The 16,371-nt window shown below is 66.2% G+C and carries 17 protein-coding genes; 6 read left to right on the top strand and 11 right to left on the bottom strand.

All coding sequences use genetic code 11. From position 1 onward, the window contains the following. The first annotated feature begins 44 nt into the window (after positions 1 to 44). Positions 45 to 833 carry an AraC family transcriptional regulator gene (locus QA635_RS20145; RefSeq protein ID WP_253623796.1) on the top strand — a complete coding sequence of 263 codons (789 nt, stop codon included), beginning with the start codon at positions 45 to 47 and terminating at the stop codon, positions 831 to 833. Positions 834 to 1,047: 214 nt separating this feature from the next. On the opposite strand, the gene gcvA is transcribed toward QA635_RS20145, so the two are convergent. After that, positions 1,048 to 1,947, bottom strand: a complete 900-nt coding sequence (gcvA, locus tag QA635_RS20140) for a transcriptional regulator GcvA (RefSeq protein WP_283071251.1) — start codon at positions 1,945 to 1,947, stop codon at positions 1,048 to 1,050. Between the two features lie 185 nt (positions 1,948 to 2,132). Here gcvA and QA635_RS20135 point away from each other — a divergent pair, with 185 nt between their 5' ends. The 4 genes from QA635_RS20135 to QA635_RS20120 all read left to right on the top strand — a co-directional run bounded on the left by QA635_RS20135 (position 2,133) and on the right by QA635_RS20120 (position 5,527). Continuing rightward, positions 2,133 to 2,639: a PaaI family thioesterase gene (locus QA635_RS20135; protein WP_283071249.1), complete on the top strand. Its 507-nt coding sequence runs from the start codon at positions 2,133 to 2,135 to the stop codon at positions 2,637 to 2,639. Continuing rightward, positions 2,636 to 3,898, top strand: coding sequence for an MFS transporter (locus QA635_RS20130; RefSeq protein WP_283071247.1), 1,263 nt, complete (start codon positions 2,636 to 2,638; stop codon positions 3,896 to 3,898). The genes QA635_RS20135 and QA635_RS20130 overlap by 4 nt, the downstream gene beginning before the upstream one ends. A gap of 69 nt (positions 3,899 to 3,967) precedes the next feature. Then, complete coding sequence (locus QA635_RS20125) at positions 3,968 to 4,690, top strand: AraC family transcriptional regulator (RefSeq protein WP_283071245.1); 723 nt, start codon at positions 3,968 to 3,970, stop codon at positions 4,688 to 4,690. Between the two features lie 72 nt (positions 4,691 to 4,762). Then, entirely contained in the window at positions 4,763 to 5,527 is a 765-nt protein-coding gene (locus QA635_RS20120; protein WP_283071244.1) for a sulfite exporter TauE/SafE family protein, read from the top strand. 41 nt (positions 5,528 to 5,568) lie between these two features. Here QA635_RS20120 and QA635_RS20115 read toward each other — a convergent pair whose 3' ends face one another. The 10 genes from QA635_RS20115 to QA635_RS20070 all read right to left on the bottom strand — a co-directional run bounded on the left by QA635_RS20115 (position 5,569) and on the right by QA635_RS20070 (position 15,308). After that, positions 5,569 to 5,835 (bottom strand): hypothetical protein, encoded by a 267-nt coding sequence (locus QA635_RS20115; protein WP_057020768.1) that lies wholly within the window; start codon positions 5,833 to 5,835, stop codon positions 5,569 to 5,571. A gap of 826 nt (positions 5,836 to 6,661) precedes the next feature. Beyond that, complete coding sequence (locus tag QA635_RS20110; protein WP_283071243.1) at positions 6,662 to 7,339, bottom strand: hypothetical protein; 678 nt, start codon at positions 7,337 to 7,339, stop codon at positions 6,662 to 6,664. 30 nt (positions 7,340 to 7,369) lie between these two features. Then, complete coding sequence (gatB, locus tag QA635_RS20105) at positions 7,370 to 8,857, bottom strand: Asp-tRNA(Asn)/Glu-tRNA(Gln) amidotransferase subunit GatB (protein WP_057020769.1); 1,488 nt, start codon at positions 8,855 to 8,857, stop codon at positions 7,370 to 7,372. Positions 8,858 to 8,973: 116 nt separating this feature from the next. Beyond that, positions 8,974 to 10,335, bottom strand: coding sequence for a patatin-like phospholipase family protein (locus QA635_RS20100; protein WP_057020770.1), 1,362 nt, complete (start codon positions 10,333 to 10,335; stop codon positions 8,974 to 8,976). A gap of 156 nt (positions 10,336 to 10,491) precedes the next feature. After that, entirely contained in the window at positions 10,492 to 10,782 is a 291-nt protein-coding gene (locus QA635_RS20095) for a hypothetical protein (protein ID WP_225158888.1), read from the bottom strand. Between the two features lie 3 nt (positions 10,783 to 10,785). Further along, on the bottom strand, positions 10,786 to 12,261 hold the full coding sequence (gene gatA / locus QA635_RS20090) for an Asp-tRNA(Asn)/Glu-tRNA(Gln) amidotransferase subunit GatA (RefSeq protein WP_283071240.1): 1,476 nt from the start codon (positions 12,259 to 12,261) through the stop codon (positions 10,786 to 10,788). Next, positions 12,258 to 12,488 carry a hypothetical protein gene (locus tag QA635_RS20085; protein ID WP_279706456.1) on the bottom strand — a complete coding sequence of 77 codons (231 nt, stop codon included), beginning with the start codon at positions 12,486 to 12,488 and terminating at the stop codon, positions 12,258 to 12,260. Before QA635_RS20085 ends, gatA begins: the two co-directional genes overlap by 4 nt. A gap of 78 nt (positions 12,489 to 12,566) precedes the next feature. Next, positions 12,567 to 12,854, bottom strand: coding sequence for an Asp-tRNA(Asn)/Glu-tRNA(Gln) amidotransferase subunit GatC (gatC, locus tag QA635_RS20080; protein WP_057020773.1), 288 nt, complete (start codon positions 12,852 to 12,854; stop codon positions 12,567 to 12,569). Between the two features lie 375 nt (positions 12,855 to 13,229). Continuing rightward, positions 13,230 to 14,309 carry an NAD(P)H-dependent flavin oxidoreductase gene (locus tag QA635_RS20075; protein WP_225644801.1) on the bottom strand — a complete coding sequence of 360 codons (1,080 nt, stop codon included), beginning with the start codon at positions 14,307 to 14,309 and terminating at the stop codon, positions 13,230 to 13,232. Positions 14,310 to 14,327: 18 nt separating this feature from the next. Then, positions 14,328 to 15,308, bottom strand: coding sequence for an NAD(P)H-dependent flavin oxidoreductase (locus tag QA635_RS20070; protein WP_283071235.1), 981 nt, complete (start codon positions 15,306 to 15,308; stop codon positions 14,328 to 14,330). A 118-nt stretch (positions 15,309 to 15,426) separates the two neighbouring features. Between QA635_RS20070 and QA635_RS20065 the strand changes: the two genes are divergently transcribed. After that, positions 15,427 to 16,317 (top strand): LysR family transcriptional regulator, encoded by an 891-nt coding sequence (locus QA635_RS20065; protein WP_283071233.1) that lies wholly within the window; start codon positions 15,427 to 15,429, stop codon positions 16,315 to 16,317. The last annotated feature ends 54 nt before the right edge of the window (positions 16,318 to 16,371 follow it).

Here is a 16,371-nt window from a genome sequence, read left to right as displayed (position 1 = left end):
AGTCCGTCTCACGCTAGACTGACCTCACCTAGTGAGATTGGGACATGCGAGATGAAGACGTGTTGGACGAGCTGACCACACGGCACCTCGACTATCACGCCACGGCGCGGCCGATGGCGGCGATGGAGATCGACTATCCGAGCGGCGCGTCGACCGGCCTGCACGCGCATCCACGCGGCCAGCTGCTCTATGCGATCGAGGGCGTGATGGTCGTGCGCTGCGCTGAAGGCACCTGGGTGGTGCCGCCCAACCGGGCGGTGTGGCTCGTGGCCGATCTCGCGCACGAGGTCCGGATGTGCGGCGCGGTCAAGATCCGCACCGTGTTCGTGGACGCCGACGCGGCTCCCAATCTGCCGCGGGCCAGCTGCGTGTTCGCGGTCTCGCCGCTGCTGCGCGAATTGTTCGTCGCCGCGATGCGCGTCCCGCTGGACTATGCGCCCGCGACCTCCGACGAGCGCCTGATGCGCGTGCTGCTCGACCAGCTGCGCGAAGTCGATGTGCTGCCGCTGCACCTGCCGATGCCGCGCGACGAAAGGCTCGCGCGGATCTGCGCCGCGCTGGTGGCCCACCCGAACGATGGCTCCACGGCGGAGCAATGGGCGCGCCGGCTGAAGCTGACGTCGAAGACCATCCATCGTCTGTTCGCCAGGGAAACCGGCATGACGTTCGGCGAATGGCGTCAGCAGGCCCGCTTGCTGTTTGCGCTCGAACGCCTCGCGCGCGGCGCCCGCGTGGTCGATGTCGCGCTCGATGCCGGCTATGCCAGCCAGAGCGCCTTCACCGCGATGTTCCGCAAGCATTTTGGCGTGCCGCCCAACGCGTTCTATCGGTGAGCCGTCCACTGCCGCTGTGCTCCCTCTCCCCGTTCTTACGGGGAGAGGGTTGGGGTGAGGGGCTGCATCCGCAAAACAACTTCGAGTTAGACTCGCGGAGATTCCCCCTCACCCGGATCACATTGCGCTTCGCTCCATGCGATCCGACCTCTCCCCGCACACGGGGCGAGGTGAAGCAGAGTCCGTTGCTCGGCCTGACATAATCTCGTCGCGTTTAGTGCTCCGCCGCCGACTGAGCCTCCGGTCCCAGGATCCAATCCCTGAACGCCGCGATCTTCGGAAGCGACTGCCTGTTGTCGGGACAGACGAGATAGTAGGCGAACTCCTCCAGATGCGCGGTCTCGAGCAGCTGGACCAGTTCACCGCTCGCGATCTCATGTGCCACCATCGCGGCCGGCAGCAGGCCCGCGCCCTGCCCCGTCAGCACGGCCTTCAGCAGAAGGCCGCTGTCATCGAACGAGGGTCCGCGCGGCATGCGAACCTCCGCGATGCCGTTGGCCTGAAACCACAGGCTCCATCCCTTGCGATCGGCGTCATGCACCTGCGGCCAGCTTGCGAGCGCGCCAGGAGACGCCGGTCGCCCGAGGCGCGCCACCAGCGACGGCGATGCGACCGCCACCATCTCCACGGTGACGACGCGGTCGCTGCGCAGCCCCGGGTAGCGGCCAAGGCCGTGGCGCACCGCGACGTCGACGCCGCTGCGCGAGAAATCGACCACTGTGTTGCTGGTGACGATCTGCAGATCGATCTCGGGATGCGCGCCCTGGAACGAGGCCATGCGGGGCACCAGCCAGGCCGATGCAAAGAACGGCGTGACGCTCACCGTCAGCGTACCGACATCGACGGATGCCGCGACGCGGCGCGAGGCATCCGCGATCTGGCGAAAGGCGTTGCGGATCGACGGCAGATAGTCGCGGCCGGCGTCCGTGAGATAGATGCCGCGCGGCACCCGCTCGAACAGCTTCACGCCGAGATCGGCTTCGAGCGTCTTGAGCATTTGGCTGACCGCGCCCGGCGTCACGCATAGCTCCTCGGCTGCTAGCTTCACCGAGAGATGGCGGGCGGCGGATTCGAACGCCTTGAGCGCGTTCAGCGGTGGAAGCCTGCTTTCCATAATTTAGATTTTCTAATCTCAATTGCCCAGCAAATCTGGTTTGCCAACTCGGCGTTACGGGCGCCCTATCAGCCTAATCCGATGCTGAAAGCCGCGTCAACGCAGAGAAAGTTGAACCATGGAACTTAGATTTTCTAACCTTCCTTGCCGCTCCCGACGGCTCCGTTTTCTTGATGGAGCAAGCCATGACTGAGGTCGCAAGCAAGCTTGCCATCCGCGAGATCGCTGCAGGCGGTCAGACCGGCCCGCTCGTCGAGCGCATCAATGCGTCGCAAGCCGGCAGCCTGCCCGGCCTGCTGGACTTTCAATGGCTCGAAGCCGGACGTGGCCACATCCGCGGCCGCTTCGAGATTGCCGCAAAACACTTCTCGCCGCACGGGCTGCTGCACGGCGCAAGCATCGTCGCATTGGCCGATACCGCATGCGGGTTCGGCTGCCTCGCGTCGTTGCCGGACGGCGCCATCGGCTTCGCCACCGGGGAGTTGAAGACCAACTTCATCGGCGCCGCGCGCGAAGGCGGCATGAGCTGCGAGGCGCGCCTCGTTCACGCCGGGCGCACCACCCAGGTGTGGGACGCCGAGATCCGCAGCGAGGCGACAGGCAAGACCATCGCGCTGTTTCGCTGCACGCAGATGCTGCTCTACCCGCCGAGCACGGCCGGTGGTCATGCGGCACAGGGAGAACGATCATGAGGAATGCCGTCATGCACCCCGGTTATCAACGAGCCAAGCCGTTCTACGGCTGGTACGTCGTTGCAGCTGCCTTCGTCGTCACGCTGATCGGCTTCGGCAGCGCCTACACATTCTCGTCCTTCGTCGAGTCCCTGCAGCGGGAGTTCGGCGCCTCGCGCGGCTCGGTGTCGCTGGTGTTCTCCTTCGCGGGCTTCCTGTATTTCGGCCTGGGGATGATCTCCGGTCCGCTTGCCGATCGTTGGGGCGCGCGCAGGCTCGCTGGCCTCGGAATGGCGCTGGTCGGTCTCGGCATGGCGCTGGCGGGACAGGCGCAGACCATCCTCCAGGTCTATGCCGCCTACAGCATCGGTATCGGCGCCGGTGTCGGCTGCGCCTACGTGCCGACCTTGGGCGCCGTGCAGCGCTGGTTCGTCAGGCGGCGCGGTTTTGCGTCGGGCCTCGCCGTCAGCGGGATCGGGGTCGGCACACTGGTGATGCCGCCGCTCGCGACCTGGCTGATCACGAGCCTCGGCTGGCGCGATGCCTATGTCGTGCTGGGCGTTGTCGCCGCCGTCGCCGGGATCGGTGCATCGCTGCTGATCGCGGACGATCCGCGCCGCTACGGCACCGGACCGGACGGCGATCCGCTCGAGACGGTATCGGGCGCTCCGCTCCGCCAGGGCGTCTCGATCCGCGCTGCAGTACGGAGCGCGCGCTTCGCCGGGCTCTATGCCGCCTGCCTGATCAGCGCGTTCGGCGTATTCGTGCCCTTCGTGCACCTCGTGCCGTTTGCGGTCGATCATCAGGTGGCGCCGACGCTGGCCGTGCTGTTGCTCGGGATGATCGGGGTCGGCAGCACGGCCGGCCGGTTCTTCCTCGGCGGCATCGCCGACCGCGTCGGCCGCGATGCATTCCTGGTCGCGATGTATCTCGGCATGGCCGTCTCGCTGGCGATCTGGGCGATCGCCGGCACCTTCTGGTCGCTCACGGCCTTCGCACTGCTGTTCGGCCTGTTCTATGGCGGCTGGGTCGCGATCCTGCCCGCTGTCGTCACCGACCATTTCGGCGGCCGCAATGTCGGCGGCATCATCGGCATCCTCTACACCAGCGTCGCGGTTGGCACGCTGCTGGGCCCGAGCGCCGCCGGCTTCGCCTACGACATCAGCCACAGCTACTTCATTCCGGTGGCGATCAGTGCAGCCGCCAATCTCGTCGCCGCCCTCATCGCAATGGCGACCATGCGCACGGCCTCGCCGATCGCCTCGGTTGCGCAGCGGTGACGTCCCATGACGGGCGGTGACCCCCGTGCTACGCTCGGAGATCACCCACCCCATCGGTTCGAGAGCTCCGTGATCGCTCGCCTCGCCATGACCAATGCCTGGACTTATCGGCGAACCGACAGTGACGGCATCGTCGAACTGGCATCGTGGCGCGGCGCCGGCTCGCTTGCCCTCAAGCCGCACTTCCATGACGAGAACCAGATCGTGCTGGTGCTGTCGGGGTCGCGCGCCTTTCGCATCGGCGGCGCCACCGTCACCGTGCCTGCCGGCCATGCCGCGCTGATTCCGGCGGGAATGCTCCATGCGCCGATGACGATGTCGGACGAGGAAACGGTCTGCCTCAACGCCTACATTCCTGCCGGCCGCGTCTGCTCGTCGGTGCGGATCATCCGCTTCGGGCAGCGTTGGCGGAACGTCGACGAGATCTCGCCTGAGCACGTCAGCGAGATCGCCGACGACATCCTGTCGTGCGCGCCATCTCACCCCGCCGGCTGCACCGACAGGACGAAGCTTGGTATCGCATTGACCGAGAGCGTCGCGCCGATCGGCGCGATTGCCGCCGGCTTCGGGCGAAGCCGCGAAGGGTTCAGCCGCATGGTCAGCCGCGAGCTCGGCATCCCGCCGCATACCTTCCGCCTGCTGGCCCGCCTCAATCTTGCCCGGCAATTGCTGCGCGCCGGCGAGCCGATCGCAGCAGTCGCGGCCGATGCTGGCTTTTCCGACCAGAGCCACCTCACCCGGCTGTTCCGCCGCACCTTTGGCACGACGCCGGGCGTCTACTGGCCCGGCTGAAGTGACGTCACAGACGTTCCAGACCGATTGGCGCGCCGCCCGCTAGCCTGCTCACCCTCAAGAGGGTGAAGGATGGATACCCAGACAAGTCTTCTGCTGCTGGCGGCCGGGGTCGCCGGAGGGATCATCAATGCGCTGGCGGGCGGCGCGACGCTCATCACCTTTCCGGCGATGCTCGCGGCGGGCCTGCCGGCCGTCATCGCCAACGCGTCGAATGCGGTGGCGATCTCGCCGGGGCATTTGATCGCCGCGCTCGCCGATCGCGGCAAGCTGCCGCCGCCGACGCGGCGCACGATCAGCTTCGTCGCGATCGCCACGGTGGGCGGCGCGGTCGGCGCCGGCGTGCTGTTGCTGCTTCCCGAGCGGCTGTTCCTGCTGCCGGTGCCGGCCTTGATCGCATTTGCAACGCTGTTGTTTGCCTTCGCGCCGCAGATCCAGGGATGGACCGTCGGGCGCCACAAGGCCGCGGCCCTGCCCTCGACCGGCGCGAGCAGCGCTGTGCTTGGGCTGGCGTCCATCTATGGAGGCTTCTTCGGCGCCGGTCTCGGCGTCATCCTGACCGCGGTGCTGTCGATCACCGAGCCCAACGACATCAGGGCGATCAAGGCGTTGAAGAACCTTCTCGCGACCTGCGTGTCGCTCGCTGCCACATTGATCTTTATCTTGCAGGGGGCGGTGCGGTGGCCGGAGACCCTGGCGATGCTGCTCGGCGCCATGATCGGCGGCTATGCCGGCGGTTTCCTGATCCGGATCCTTCCCGCCCACATCGTCCGGCAGTTCGTCATCGTGGCCGGAGCGCTGATGACCGTGATCTACGCGGCGCGATACTGGTTCTAGGTGGAGCGAGGGAGCCGAGGCTCCCATCGACATCGGTTGGCTTAGTGCGTCGTCATCCAGGCGCGGGCTTCACGCTGGGCGACCGCGATCTCGACATCGGACATCTGCTCGGCGACTTCGCGGCGGTGCGCGATCGCATCAGTACGTCCCTTGAGCGCCGCCAGGTTGAACCATTTGTGCGCCGCGACGAGGTTGACCACACCGGAGCGGCCGCTCGCCCAATACATACCACGTTCGAACAGCACGTCCTGGATCGCCGTTGCGGCAACCGGGACAGCGCTTTCCTGATCGATGACCCCCTGAAACATTCTCAATCCCCTTTTTGTTGTTGGCCGCCCTCCCCCGAGCGCGGCCCCCGTCCACTGTTGAAACTACCCTGTCATTCCCGGGCTGATCTCTTGATCATGCCCCGCGCCGATCCTTGGGATCATCGCGTGCCGTTTGCCGGCTTGTTGGGATGATCATGGCCCATCAAATTTGAAGAGCGGTTTAAGTATCGCGATGAACGGGATGTAAATCGGCGTCGCCGAGGGCGCATCGAGGAATCGCAGAAGTGCCTGTGCCGCAGGCACTTCCTTGCATTCGTGAACGGCGGTTTACCCTGGTGTTTGGGACAACGATAACCATGGCGGACATTGGCCGCGGCGCCGGCGGGTCCCACCAGGCAATCAGTTTCGAAATTGACGGAGGGGCGGCGCGACCATGGACGAGCCGCGGAGCGGCGTGCGGTCGGGTGCACAGACAAAAGCAACGCGAGGCCGTCAGGCCCAGCGTCGATCCGGAACGGGGATGGATGGGGAAAGTGGCTGCCGGGCGCGGACTGCGCGGGCCGCCGGAACGAGGGGGTCGGCGAACACGTCAGGACCAGATTTCAGCTCGGCATTCTCGCCGGTGAAATTGCGGAACCAAGCGGGCTCCGCACCGAACGAAGAAATCTCTGTTTCTTCTGCCGGACCGGTTTTGGGAAGGTTGCCCTCTCCGAAATTCGATCCAGCCGTTTGACCTGATGTCTCGCCGACACCCTCTTTCGTCAGCCAGAGCCTTGGGGGTGGGATGTGCCTCTCAGCAGTCCGTCCGCTGGCTCTCGCGACGTGCCGACGTCAAGCCGCCGGCAATCCTCTCGAGGCGAGAGGCTTACTTCTTCTTGGCGACCTTGCGGGTCTTCTTCGCAGTCTTCTTCACTGCGCTCTTCGCCTTCTTCGCCTTCTTCGCCTTCTTTGCCTTCTTAGCCATGTTGCCCTCCAGTATGTGAGATGGCTCTACTTCGCTGCGTGCACTCGGGAATCGATATGCACTACTTCCCGAATACACCAACAGACCGAAAAAAACAGTGTCCCGCTTAAGGAAGTGTTGACGCAGCGGTGGCAACGCGCACAGCGCGCGTCGCCGTTCAAATCGACGATGCAATCGCGCGACGATGCAAGAAGTGCAACAGCCGCCGACATCGGCATTTGTCAACGTTGCAGGAAACGCTTGTATTGCAGGCCTTTCTTGAATTCGCATTGAAGCGATCGACGCGCGACCGTCATTGCGTTGAGTCGCGAGCGACGACGAAAAGCGGCGCGACGCCGACGCCGAGTCGTAATTTTTGGCAATGAAAAAAATTTCGTGGGTAAGACGGGTTTTGCCTCGTTTGAGGTCATCCGAACCGGATTTGCGAACGAATCGCGGCTTCGGCGATTCGGCGCCGATGGCGCCGGCGTGCCGCGAACGGAGGGTGTGAGGCAGGATCACGCCGCGTTCACGCGTGCGCGACGACACCGAAGGTGACGGCAAAGGAGCGTGCAAGGGAGCATGATCCGGCTGGATCATGCGCCAAGGACAACATCATTGTCCTGTTGTTCAGATGCCGAGCTTCGACTTCAAGAGGTCGTTGACCGCCTGCGGGTTCGCCTTGCCGCCCGACGACTTCATCACCTGACCGACGAACCAGCCGACCAGTTGCGGCTTCGCCTTCGCCTGTTCGACCTTGTCGGGATTGGCCGCAATGATGTCGTCGACCACCTTCTCGATCGCGCCGAGGTCGGTGACCTGCTTCATGCCGCGCGCCTCGACGAGCGCGCGCGGATCGCCGCCTTCCTGCCAGACGATCTCGAACAAGTCCTTGGCGATCTTGCCGGAAATCGTTCCCTCGCCGATCAGGTCGACGATCGCGGCGAGCTGCTCCGCCGACACCGGCGAGGCTGCGATCTCGACGCCTTCCTTGTTGAGACGACCGAACAGTTCGTTGATCACCCAGTTGGCGGCGAGCTTGCCGTCGCGCGCCTTGTCGGCAAGACCCGACAGCACCGTCTCGTAGAACTCCGCGCTCTCGCGCTCGGCGACCAGCACGCTCGCATCATAGGGCGACAGGCCGAAGCCCGTAATAAAACGGGACTTCTTCTCGTCCGGCAGTTCCGGCAGCTGCGCCTTGAGATCGTCGACGAAGGCCTGGCTGAACTCGAGCGGCAACAGATCGGGATCGGGGAAGTACCGGTAGTCGTGCGCCTCTTCCTTGGAGCGCATCGAGCGGGTCTCGCCCTTGTTCGGGTCGAACAGCCGGGTTTCCTGGTCGATCGAGCCGCCGTCCTCGATGATCTCGATCTGACGCCGCGCCTCGTACTCGATTGCCTGGCCGATGAAGTTGACCGAGTTCATGTTCTTGATTTCGCAGCGGGTGCCGAACGCGGTCTCGCCGTAACGGCGCACCGAGACGTTGACGTCGGCGCGCAGATTGCCCTTCTCCATGTCGCCGTCGCAGGTGCCGAGGTAGCGCAGGATCGAGCGCAGCTTGGTGACGTAGGCCTTGGCCTGCTCGGCGTCGCGGATGTCGGGCTTGGACACGATCTCCATCAGCGCAACGCCGCAACGGTTGAGGTCGACATAGGACATCGTCGGCGACTGATCGTGCAGCAACTTGCCGGCGTCCTGCTCCAGGTGCAGCCGCTCGATCCCGATCGTGACGCTGCGGCCGCCGTCGAGCTCGAGCGACACCTCGCCCTCGCCCACGATCGGCGACTTGTACTGGCTGATCTGGTAGCCCTGCGGCGAGTCCGGATAGAAATAGTTCTTGCGGTCGAACACCGAGCGCAGGTTGATCTGCGCGTTGAGCCCGAGACCGGTGCGCACCGCCTGGCGGACGCACTCCTCATTGATCACGGGCAACATGCCCGGCATCGCGGCATCGACCAGCGAGACATGGGAATTGGGCTCGCCGCCGAACGCGGTCGATGCGCCGGAGAACAGCTTCGCGTTCGAGGTGACCTGGGCATGGATCTCCATGCCGATCACGACCTCCCAATCGCCGGTGGCGCTCTTGATCAGCTTGTGCGGGGCGGCAGATGCGGTCATGGATCTCGGTTTCCGGATAAAGGATATCTGGGATGGATTGGGCTTCGCGCAACCGATCGCGCCAGTCAAGCCGCCTTGCAGTCCCCTTGCAGCCCGCCGCCGTCGCCTGCGGCGGATCAGAGCCCGCGCCGGAACTGCTGGTAGGCCTTGCTCGAGCGCAGCGCGTCGGCGCCGCCCGCGATCAGCTGGTCGACCTGCTCCGGCGGCAGCGACAACCGCGTCGGGATGGCGTTCAGGATGCCGGCGCGGTCCGGTCCGAGCCGGTCGAAGCCGAGCCGCTCGACATAGATCGCGACGTCGCCGCATTTCCAGCCGGCGCCGACGCCGAGCCGGCTGCGCTCGGCCGCCGACAGCCCGCAGCGCCAGCGCTTCAGCTTGCCGGACCAGTCCTCGGCGAGCGCCGTGAAGGCGGCGTAGCTGGAGCGCACGCTGGCATCGATCGCGGTGTCGGCGGCTGCGGACACCAGTTCGACGCCGTTCGGCCCTTCGAGCGTCTGCACGAAGTCGCCGGAGATGCCGCGGCCGGCGTCGACCACCAGGAACAGGATGCGCTTCAGCTTGGCCGCCTGCCGTTCGTTCAGCGGCTCGTACGGACGCTGCGCGGCGAGCAAGCCGATGCTCAGCCCCGACAGGCCGTAATTGTCGACGAGGCCGCCATCGAGCAGCTTGACGTAGCGCATCGAGCCGTCGCGGTAATGTGCCTGGGCCTCGGCGTAGGCGCGCAGCAACGGCTGTGCGTTCGGATCGTTGCGCACCCGCTCGAGCCAGGCCGGCAGCGGCGCGGCGCAACCGCCAGGATAGGTTTGCAGCACGATCGGGGCGAACGCCAGCGGCACCGCGGCGGATGCCGCCACCGCTTCGGCGACACGATACGATCTGATGTCGCTGCACAAGGCATCGAACGACGTCTTGCCAAACACGAACGGCGTGCGGTTGTAGATATCAGACGCGTTGATCCAGACCCGCGGCCGGCGATCGTCGGCCAGTGCGTCGAACCGCGCGCCGTCGAACAAATTCTGATCGAGCCAGTCGGTGAACTGGCTGTCGTTGACGCCGCCGCCGAGCGCGCGTCCGATATTGCCGAGCGAGATCCGGGTCTTCAGTCCCTCCTCGGCGTTGCGCAGCAGGAAGCGCTGGCGGAAATCGTCGAGCGCCGCGCGGCGCTTCAACCCGAAATAGGCGGCGGTGACCGATCCGCCGGAGACGCCGGAGACGAAGTCGACGCGGTCGAGCAGCGTCTTGGTGCCCGCCGCACTCGAACGCGTGTGGTCAAGCTCCTCCAGCACGCCGAACGAAAACGCCGCCGCGCGGGTGCCGCCGCCGGAGAACGACAGCGCGAGCAGCAGATCATCTTCGTAGGCCGGAATGTCGCGGGCGCTGCTGTTGTCGGCGAGCGCGGCGCCGAGCGGCACATTGCCGGGCAGATTGTAGACGGAGGCGCAGCCGGCAAGGCCCGCCGCCACCACGGCCACCAGCATTGCTGACAGCCATCCCCCTATGCCCGACCCACGCACGAATACTCTCTTTTGCCGCTGGCCCCCGCCCGGTTCCATTAGCCTATCACGGCCAATCTGGGCGGCGGCATGGCGGCCGAAACAAGGTTAATGCTCGCGGTGCCTCCGCACCGGCGTCCTTTAGCCGCGCTGCGCCAGCAGCGCGGCTACGATCCGCTCCCACTCGGCCTCGAGCGTGTCCTTTGCGACCGGCTGGCCGGCCTGGCGATACCAGTAGCCGGCATTGCCGAGATCGCCCTCGACGCGATGCAGATGGGCATGCACCCAGGCCGAATTGGCGTCGCCCTCGTCCTGCACGATGCGGTGCGCCTGGTCCCAATCGCCCTTCTTCGCCCACCACAACGCGGCGAGCGGCGGCGACAGCGCCGCATCGGGCGCGGTGTCAGCGAGACTGGCGCGGAAATCCGCCATCGCTCACCACCATTTTGGGGCCACGAAGCGGCCGGCCGCCTGCTCGATCACCTCGCCGAGCGAGAACAGCGTCTCTTCGTCGAACGGACGGCCGATCAGTTGCAGACCGAGCGGCAGGCCTTGCGAGTCCTTGCCGGCGGGCACGGCGATGCCCGGCAGGCCCGCCATGTTCACGGTCACCGTGAAGATGTCGTTGAGATACATCTCGACCGGATCGGCGCCGCCCTTCTCGCCGATGCCGAACGCTGCCGACGGCGTCGCCGGCGTCAGGATTGCGTTGACACCCTTGGCGAAGCAGTCCTCGAAGTCCTTCTTGATCAGCGTCCGGACCTTTTGCGCACGCAGATAATAGGCATCGTAGTAACCGGCCGACAGCACATAGGTGCCGATCAGCACGCGGCGGCGCACCTCGTCGCCAAAACCATCGGCGCGGGTGTTCTCGTACATCTCGATGATGTTCCTGCCCGGTTCGCGCAGCCCGTAGCGCACGCCGTCGTAGCGCGCGAGGTTCGACGAGGCCTCCGCCGGTGCCACGATGTAATAGGCAGGCAGTGCGTATTTGGTGTGCGGCAGCGACACCTCGACGAGCTCGGCGCCGGCGGCCTTCAGCCACTGCGCGCCCTCGCTCCAGAGCTTTTCGATCTCGGCCGGCATGCCGTCGAGCCGATATTCCCTGGGGATGCCGATCTTCATGCCCTTCACGGACTTGCCGATCGCGGCCTCGTAATCCGGCACGGCGATGTCCACCGACGTGGTGTCCTTGGGATCGTGCCCCGCCATCGAGCGCATCAGGATCGCGGCATCGCGCGTCGAGCGCGCGATCGGGCCGGCCTGGTCGAGCGAGGATGCAAACGCGACGATGCCCCAGCGCGAGCAGCGGCCATAGGTCGGCTTGATGCCGACGGTTGCCGTGAACGCGGCGGGCTGGCGGATCGAGCCGCCGGTGTCGGTCGCGGTCGCGCCCATGCAGAGAGCAGCCGCCACCGCCGAAGCCGAGCCGCCGGACGAGCCGCCCGGCACCAGCGTGGTATTGGAGCCCTCGCGCCGCCACGGGTTGGTGACCGGGCCGAAGCACGAGGTCTCGTTCGACGAGCCCATCGCGAATTCGTCATTGTTGAGTTTGCCGAGCAGCACTGCACCGTCGCGCCACAGCTGCGAGGTCACCGTCGACTCGTAGGGCGGAATGAAATTGCCGAGGATATTCGAGCACGCCGTGGTCCTGATGTCGCGGGTCGCGAACAGGTCCTTGATGCCGAGCGGGATGCCGGCGAGCGGTCCGCCCTCGCCTTTTGCAATTTTCGCGTCGGCGGCCTTGGCCATCTCGCGGGCGCGGTCGGGCGTCTCGAGCACATAGGTGTTGAGCACGCGCGCGGCTTCGATCGCAGCGAGATGCGCATCGGTCAGTTCGCGGGCGGTGAAAGACTTGCTCGCCAAGCCCTCGCGGGCCTCGGCGATCGTCAGCGATGTCAAATCAGTCATTTATTGATCGGGCTGCAGAAGAACGGAGACAGGGTCTTGTCGTTGGCGGGGTCGTCCTGCCGGGCTTTGGCATTTTCCTTGGCGCGGGCGGCGTCAAGCGCCTCGAGATGGTCGAGCACGGCGTCCATCGCCGCGTTGGGATCGGCGACCTTCCCCTTGCGCTCCATGGCATCGAGGAAGTCCATATAGGCCTTGTAGGCCTTCTCATCGTCGCACAGCAGACACATTGAACTTTGTCGCTCTTGTTTGACGCGTTTTCTTCACGCGAACCGGTATCCACTTCGCTCGAAAACGCGACGCTTGCGTTACTCGACCACCTTCGGCACCAGGAAGAAGTCGTTCACGGTGTCGGGCGCGTTGCGGACGATGACGTCGGCGATCTCGCCGTCATTGACCACGTCGGCGCGCTTTTTCATCTCCATCGGCGTCACCGACGTCATCGGCTCGACGCCGTCGATATTCACTTCCGACAGCTGCTCCACAAAGGCCAGCATCGCGTTCAGCTCGCCCTGCAGATGGGGAACTTCGGCGTCGCTGACCGCGATCCGCGCCAGATGCGCGATGCGGCGGACGGTCGTGGCGTCTACGGACATTATATAGGGCCTCGGGGCTGAAAGGTCAGGCTGAAAGGTCAGCCTGCCGTATAGCAGAGGCCGGTTTTGCGCCGCAACCGCGCGAATTTGCCCGCCCAACAGGGCTTTGGTGCCAATCCGGCGACCGGACAAGACATCCTGCCGCGGATTCCGGCTGCGAAACGCACGACGAAACCAGTTCGCGGCCGCCGCGAAGTCGTCCCGAAACATTCACGGCGCCTACTCCAGCCAAACAGAAAAGTTCGGAGCGCGTCATGTCAATGCTCAACGGCAGCCCCCGCCCGGAGGGCTGGGACCCGGCCCTCTGGTCGATCGGCACGGCGCTGGGGGTCGCGATCCTCTACGTGGCATGCCTGGTCTGAACGAGGCCGCGCGTCAGGCCTGAGACAGAGCCGCCATCCGCGCCAGCGCGGCGCCGGCCAGCGCGCGGGTCAACTCGGCCGCCGGCATTTCCTTGCCCATCCGCACCGCCTGCCCGGCCCACAGATTGGTGAAATCGACCTTGCCCTGTTTTTCGGCAGCCGCCTTCAGCGGTCCGAGGGCGGTCGCTGCGTGCGGGAACGCCGGCGCGTCCGGCGAGATCGGCCCGACCTCGCGCATCACACGGTTGGCGACGCCGCGCGCCGGGCGGCCGGTCATCACATTGGTGATGACGGTGGATTCGTCGCTCGCCTGCGCCAGCGCGACGCGGGCCTGCGCCGTCACCTTGGACTCCGGGCAGCGCAGATAGGCCGAGCCGACCTGCACGCCGGAGGCGCCGAGCGCGAATGCCGCGGCGATCCCGCGCCCGTCGGCGATGCCGCCGGCCGCGACGACCGGCACCTTGACCGCATCCACCACCTGGGGCAGCAGCGAGAACGTCCCGGGCTGCTCGGCGATGTTATCGGTCAGGAACATGGCGCGATGGCCGCCGGCGTCGGCGCCTTGCGCGATGATGACGTCGGCGCCGTTCTCCTCGAGCCAGATCGCTTCCTTCACCGTCGTCGCCGACGACATCACGGTGGCGCCGGTGGCTTTCACCCGCTGCAACAGGTTTGGCTCCGGCAGGCCGAAATGAAAGCTGACGACCTCGGGCTTCAGCTCCTCGACCACCGCGCAGAACGCCGCGTCGAACGGCGCGCGGTTCGCCGCATTGATCGGCGCATTCGGATCGAGACCATGCTCGCGATAGTATGGCGCCAGCCGTTGCCGCCAGTTCGCCTCGCGCGCCGGATCGGCGTCGACCGCCTTGTGGCAGAAGAAGTTAAGGTTGACCGGCGCAGAAACGCGCTGGCGGATGATGTTGACCTGCTCACGCGCCTTCTCGGCCGACAGCATCGCACATGGCAGCGAGCCGAGCCCGCCCCCCTGCGCCACCGCGATCACCAGCTCCGCATCCATCACACCGGCCATCGGCGCCAGCACGATCGGGAATTCGGTCTTGAAACGATCGATCAATCGACGGTCCGGCCACATGGTGTGTCTCACGCTTGTTCAGGTCAAAGAGGAAAGAGAGTTGCGCCGGCCCTGCAACGACTGCTCGGCCTCGGCGACGATGCGGCCGACGATCTCGGCCGCCGGAACGATATCATGGATCAGGCCGACGGACTCGCCGGCAAACACCGCGGCGACATCGAAATTGGCCGCGGCCTTCGCGGCAGCATACTCCACCGCGACCTCGTCGGCGCGCTGCATCAGCTCGATCTCGCGGCCGCTCCAGCGCCGCAGATGATCGTTGGCAAGCGAACGCGCGGTGAACGGCGCCGGCCACATCAGCTTGCGCGACCAGTCGAACACCACGCCGCGCACCGTCTCACCGCTCTTCGCCGCACAGATCAGCTGCTTCGCCTGCTCGGCCGCGTCGGCCTCCACGCTGGCGTAGAAGCGCGTTCCCATCAGCACGCCGGACGCGCCGAGCATCATCATCGCCGCGAGGCCACGCCCGTCCGCGATGCCGCCGGCCGCGACCACAGGCACGCGCCCCGCCGCGAAATCGATGATCGCCGGCACGATGTCGAGCGTGGTGCGCGATGCGCCGTGACCGCCCGCCTCCGTGCCCTGCGCGATCAGGATGTCGGCGCCGCAATCGAGCGCTTGCCGCGCCATCTCCTCGCTCTGCACCTGGCAGATCAGCAGCGCGCCCGCCGCCTTGATCTTCGGCGCGAACGGCGCGGGATCGCCGAATGACAGCATCACCGCGCGCGGCCGCGCATCCAGCGCGATGTCGATCAGCTCGGGCTGCCTGGCGAGGCTCCAGGTGATGAAGCCGATGCCGAACGGCTTTGCAAAACCCTTCAGCTTCGCGGTCTCGGCCTGCAGCCGCGTCTTGTCGCCGTAGCCGCCGCCCAGAATGCCGAAGCCGCCGGCGGCGCTGACCGCCTTGACCAGCCCGCTGCCAGCGATCGTGTCCATCGGCGCGAGCAGGATCGGATGCTCGATGTCCAGACGTGCCGTCAATTCGGTGCTGATCGGCATGCGCTTGCTCCCTGTTCTGGACTTGCTGTTCTGGACTTGCAGCCTAAGCGGGCCTAACATTCTCGGATAATGAATACTAGAGAACGCTACCATCTCTAAATCAGAACGGTGGTCCCGGATGGAATTGACCGACCTGCTCACCTTTTCCACGGTCGCCCGGCTCGGCGGCATCACCCGGGCCGCCGACGAGCTGAACACGGTGCAGTCGAACGTCACCCAGCGCATCAAGGCGCTGGAGGCCGAGATCGGCACCGCGCTGTTCGAGCGCCACAGCCGCGGCATGTCGCTGACCGGCGCCGGCCGCCGCCTGCTGCCCTATGCGCAGCGCATGGCGGCGCTGTCGCGCGAAGCCGTGCTCGCCGCGCGCGACGATGGCGAGCCGAAGGGTCCGCTGTCGATCGGCTCGATGGAAACCACCGCCGCGGTGCGGCTGCCGACGCTGCTCGCCGAGTTTCATCGCCGCTATCCCGCGGTGCGCCTGACCTTGCGCACAGCGCCGACCGCCGACCTCGTTGCCGCCGTGCTCGACGGCTCGCTCGACGGCGCCTTTGTTGCCGGCCCGATCGAGCATGCCGAACTGTCGGCGACATCAGCCTTCACCGAGGAACTGGTGCTGATCACCGCGCAGCGCTGGAAATCGCTGGCCGCCTTGCGCGCCGGCACGCCGGAGTCGGGCCCGACCGCGCTGGTGTTCCGCACCGGCTGCACCTACCGGCAGCGTCTCGAACAGGTGTTTACCGAGTTCGGCTGGCCGTCGGCGGTTCGCTTCGAGTTCGGCACGCTCGACGGCATGGTCGGCTGCGTCGCCGCCGACATGGGCGTCACCCTGCTGCCGCGCGCCGTCGTCGAGCGCGATCATGTCCAGCGCGACATCAACATCCACAAGCTCAATCCGCAGCATGCGCATGTCGAGACGCTGTTCATCCAGCGCCGCACCGCGCATCAATACAGCGCGTTGCAGGGGCTGGCCGCGTGCCTCGGTGGCGACGAGCGGGTGATCGCCGCCTGACCGGCGTTTTCGCATGGACGCCACGGCAGTGCCGGGCTTTGCCTCGGCGCGCGG

Origin of the sequence: Bradyrhizobium brasilense, assembly GCF_029714345.1 — a bacterium.
In the GTDB taxonomy this organism is placed as follows: Bacteria; Pseudomonadota; Alphaproteobacteria; order Rhizobiales; family Xanthobacteraceae; genus Bradyrhizobium; species Bradyrhizobium australafricanum.
This window is presented reverse-complemented; position numbering and strand designations above follow the sequence as displayed.

What these genes read in the sequence shown, in the direction of transcription:
- QA635_RS20145 (WP_253623796.1), top strand. Translation starts at nt 45, where the DNA reads ATGCGAGATGAAGACGTGTTGGACGAGCTGACCACACGGCACCTCGAC.
- gcvA (WP_283071251.1), bottom strand. Translation starts at nt 1,947, where the DNA reads ATGGAAAGCAGGCTTCCACCGCTGAACGCGCTCAAGGCGTTCGAATCC.
- QA635_RS20135 (WP_283071249.1), top strand. Translation starts at nt 2,133, where the DNA reads ATGACTGAGGTCGCAAGCAAGCTTGCCATCCGCGAGATCGCTGCAGGC.
- QA635_RS20130 (WP_283071247.1), top strand. Translation starts at nt 2,636, where the DNA reads ATGAGGAATGCCGTCATGCACCCCGGTTATCAACGAGCCAAGCCGTTC.
- QA635_RS20120 (WP_283071244.1), top strand. Translation starts at nt 4,763, where the DNA reads ATGGATACCCAGACAAGTCTTCTGCTGCTGGCGGCCGGGGTCGCCGGA.
- QA635_RS20115 (WP_057020768.1), bottom strand. Translation starts at nt 5,835, where the DNA reads ATGTTTCAGGGGGTCATCGATCAGGAAAGCGCTGTCCCGGTTGCCGCA.
- QA635_RS20110 (WP_283071243.1), bottom strand. Translation starts at nt 7,339, where the DNA reads ATGATCCAGCCGGATCATGCTCCCTTGCACGCTCCTTTGCCGTCACCT.
- gatB (WP_057020769.1), bottom strand. Translation starts at nt 8,857, where the DNA reads ATGACCGCATCTGCCGCCCCGCACAAGCTGATCAAGAGCGCCACCGGC.
- QA635_RS20100 (WP_057020770.1), bottom strand. Translation starts at nt 10,335, where the DNA reads ATGCTGGTGGCCGTGGTGGCGGCGGGCCTTGCCGGCTGCGCCTCCGTC.
- QA635_RS20095 (WP_225158888.1), bottom strand. Translation starts at nt 10,782, where the DNA reads ATGGCGGATTTCCGCGCCAGTCTCGCTGACACCGCGCCCGATGCGGCG.
- gatA (WP_283071240.1), bottom strand. Translation starts at nt 12,261, where the DNA reads ATGACTGATTTGACATCGCTGACGATCGCCGAGGCCCGCGAGGGCTTG.
- QA635_RS20085 (WP_279706456.1), bottom strand. Translation starts at nt 12,488, where the DNA reads ATGTGTCTGCTGTGCGACGATGAGAAGGCCTACAAGGCCTATATGGAC.
- gatC (WP_057020773.1), bottom strand. Translation starts at nt 12,854, where the DNA reads ATGTCCGTAGACGCCACGACCGTCCGCCGCATCGCGCATCTGGCGCGG.
- QA635_RS20075 (WP_225644801.1), bottom strand. Translation starts at nt 14,309, where the DNA reads ATGTGGCCGGACCGTCGATTGATCGATCGTTTCAAGACCGAATTCCCG.
- QA635_RS20070 (WP_283071235.1), bottom strand. Translation starts at nt 15,308, where the DNA reads ATGCCGATCAGCACCGAATTGACGGCACGTCTGGACATCGAGCATCCG.
- QA635_RS20065 (WP_283071233.1), top strand. Translation starts at nt 15,427, where the DNA reads ATGGAATTGACCGACCTGCTCACCTTTTCCACGGTCGCCCGGCTCGGC.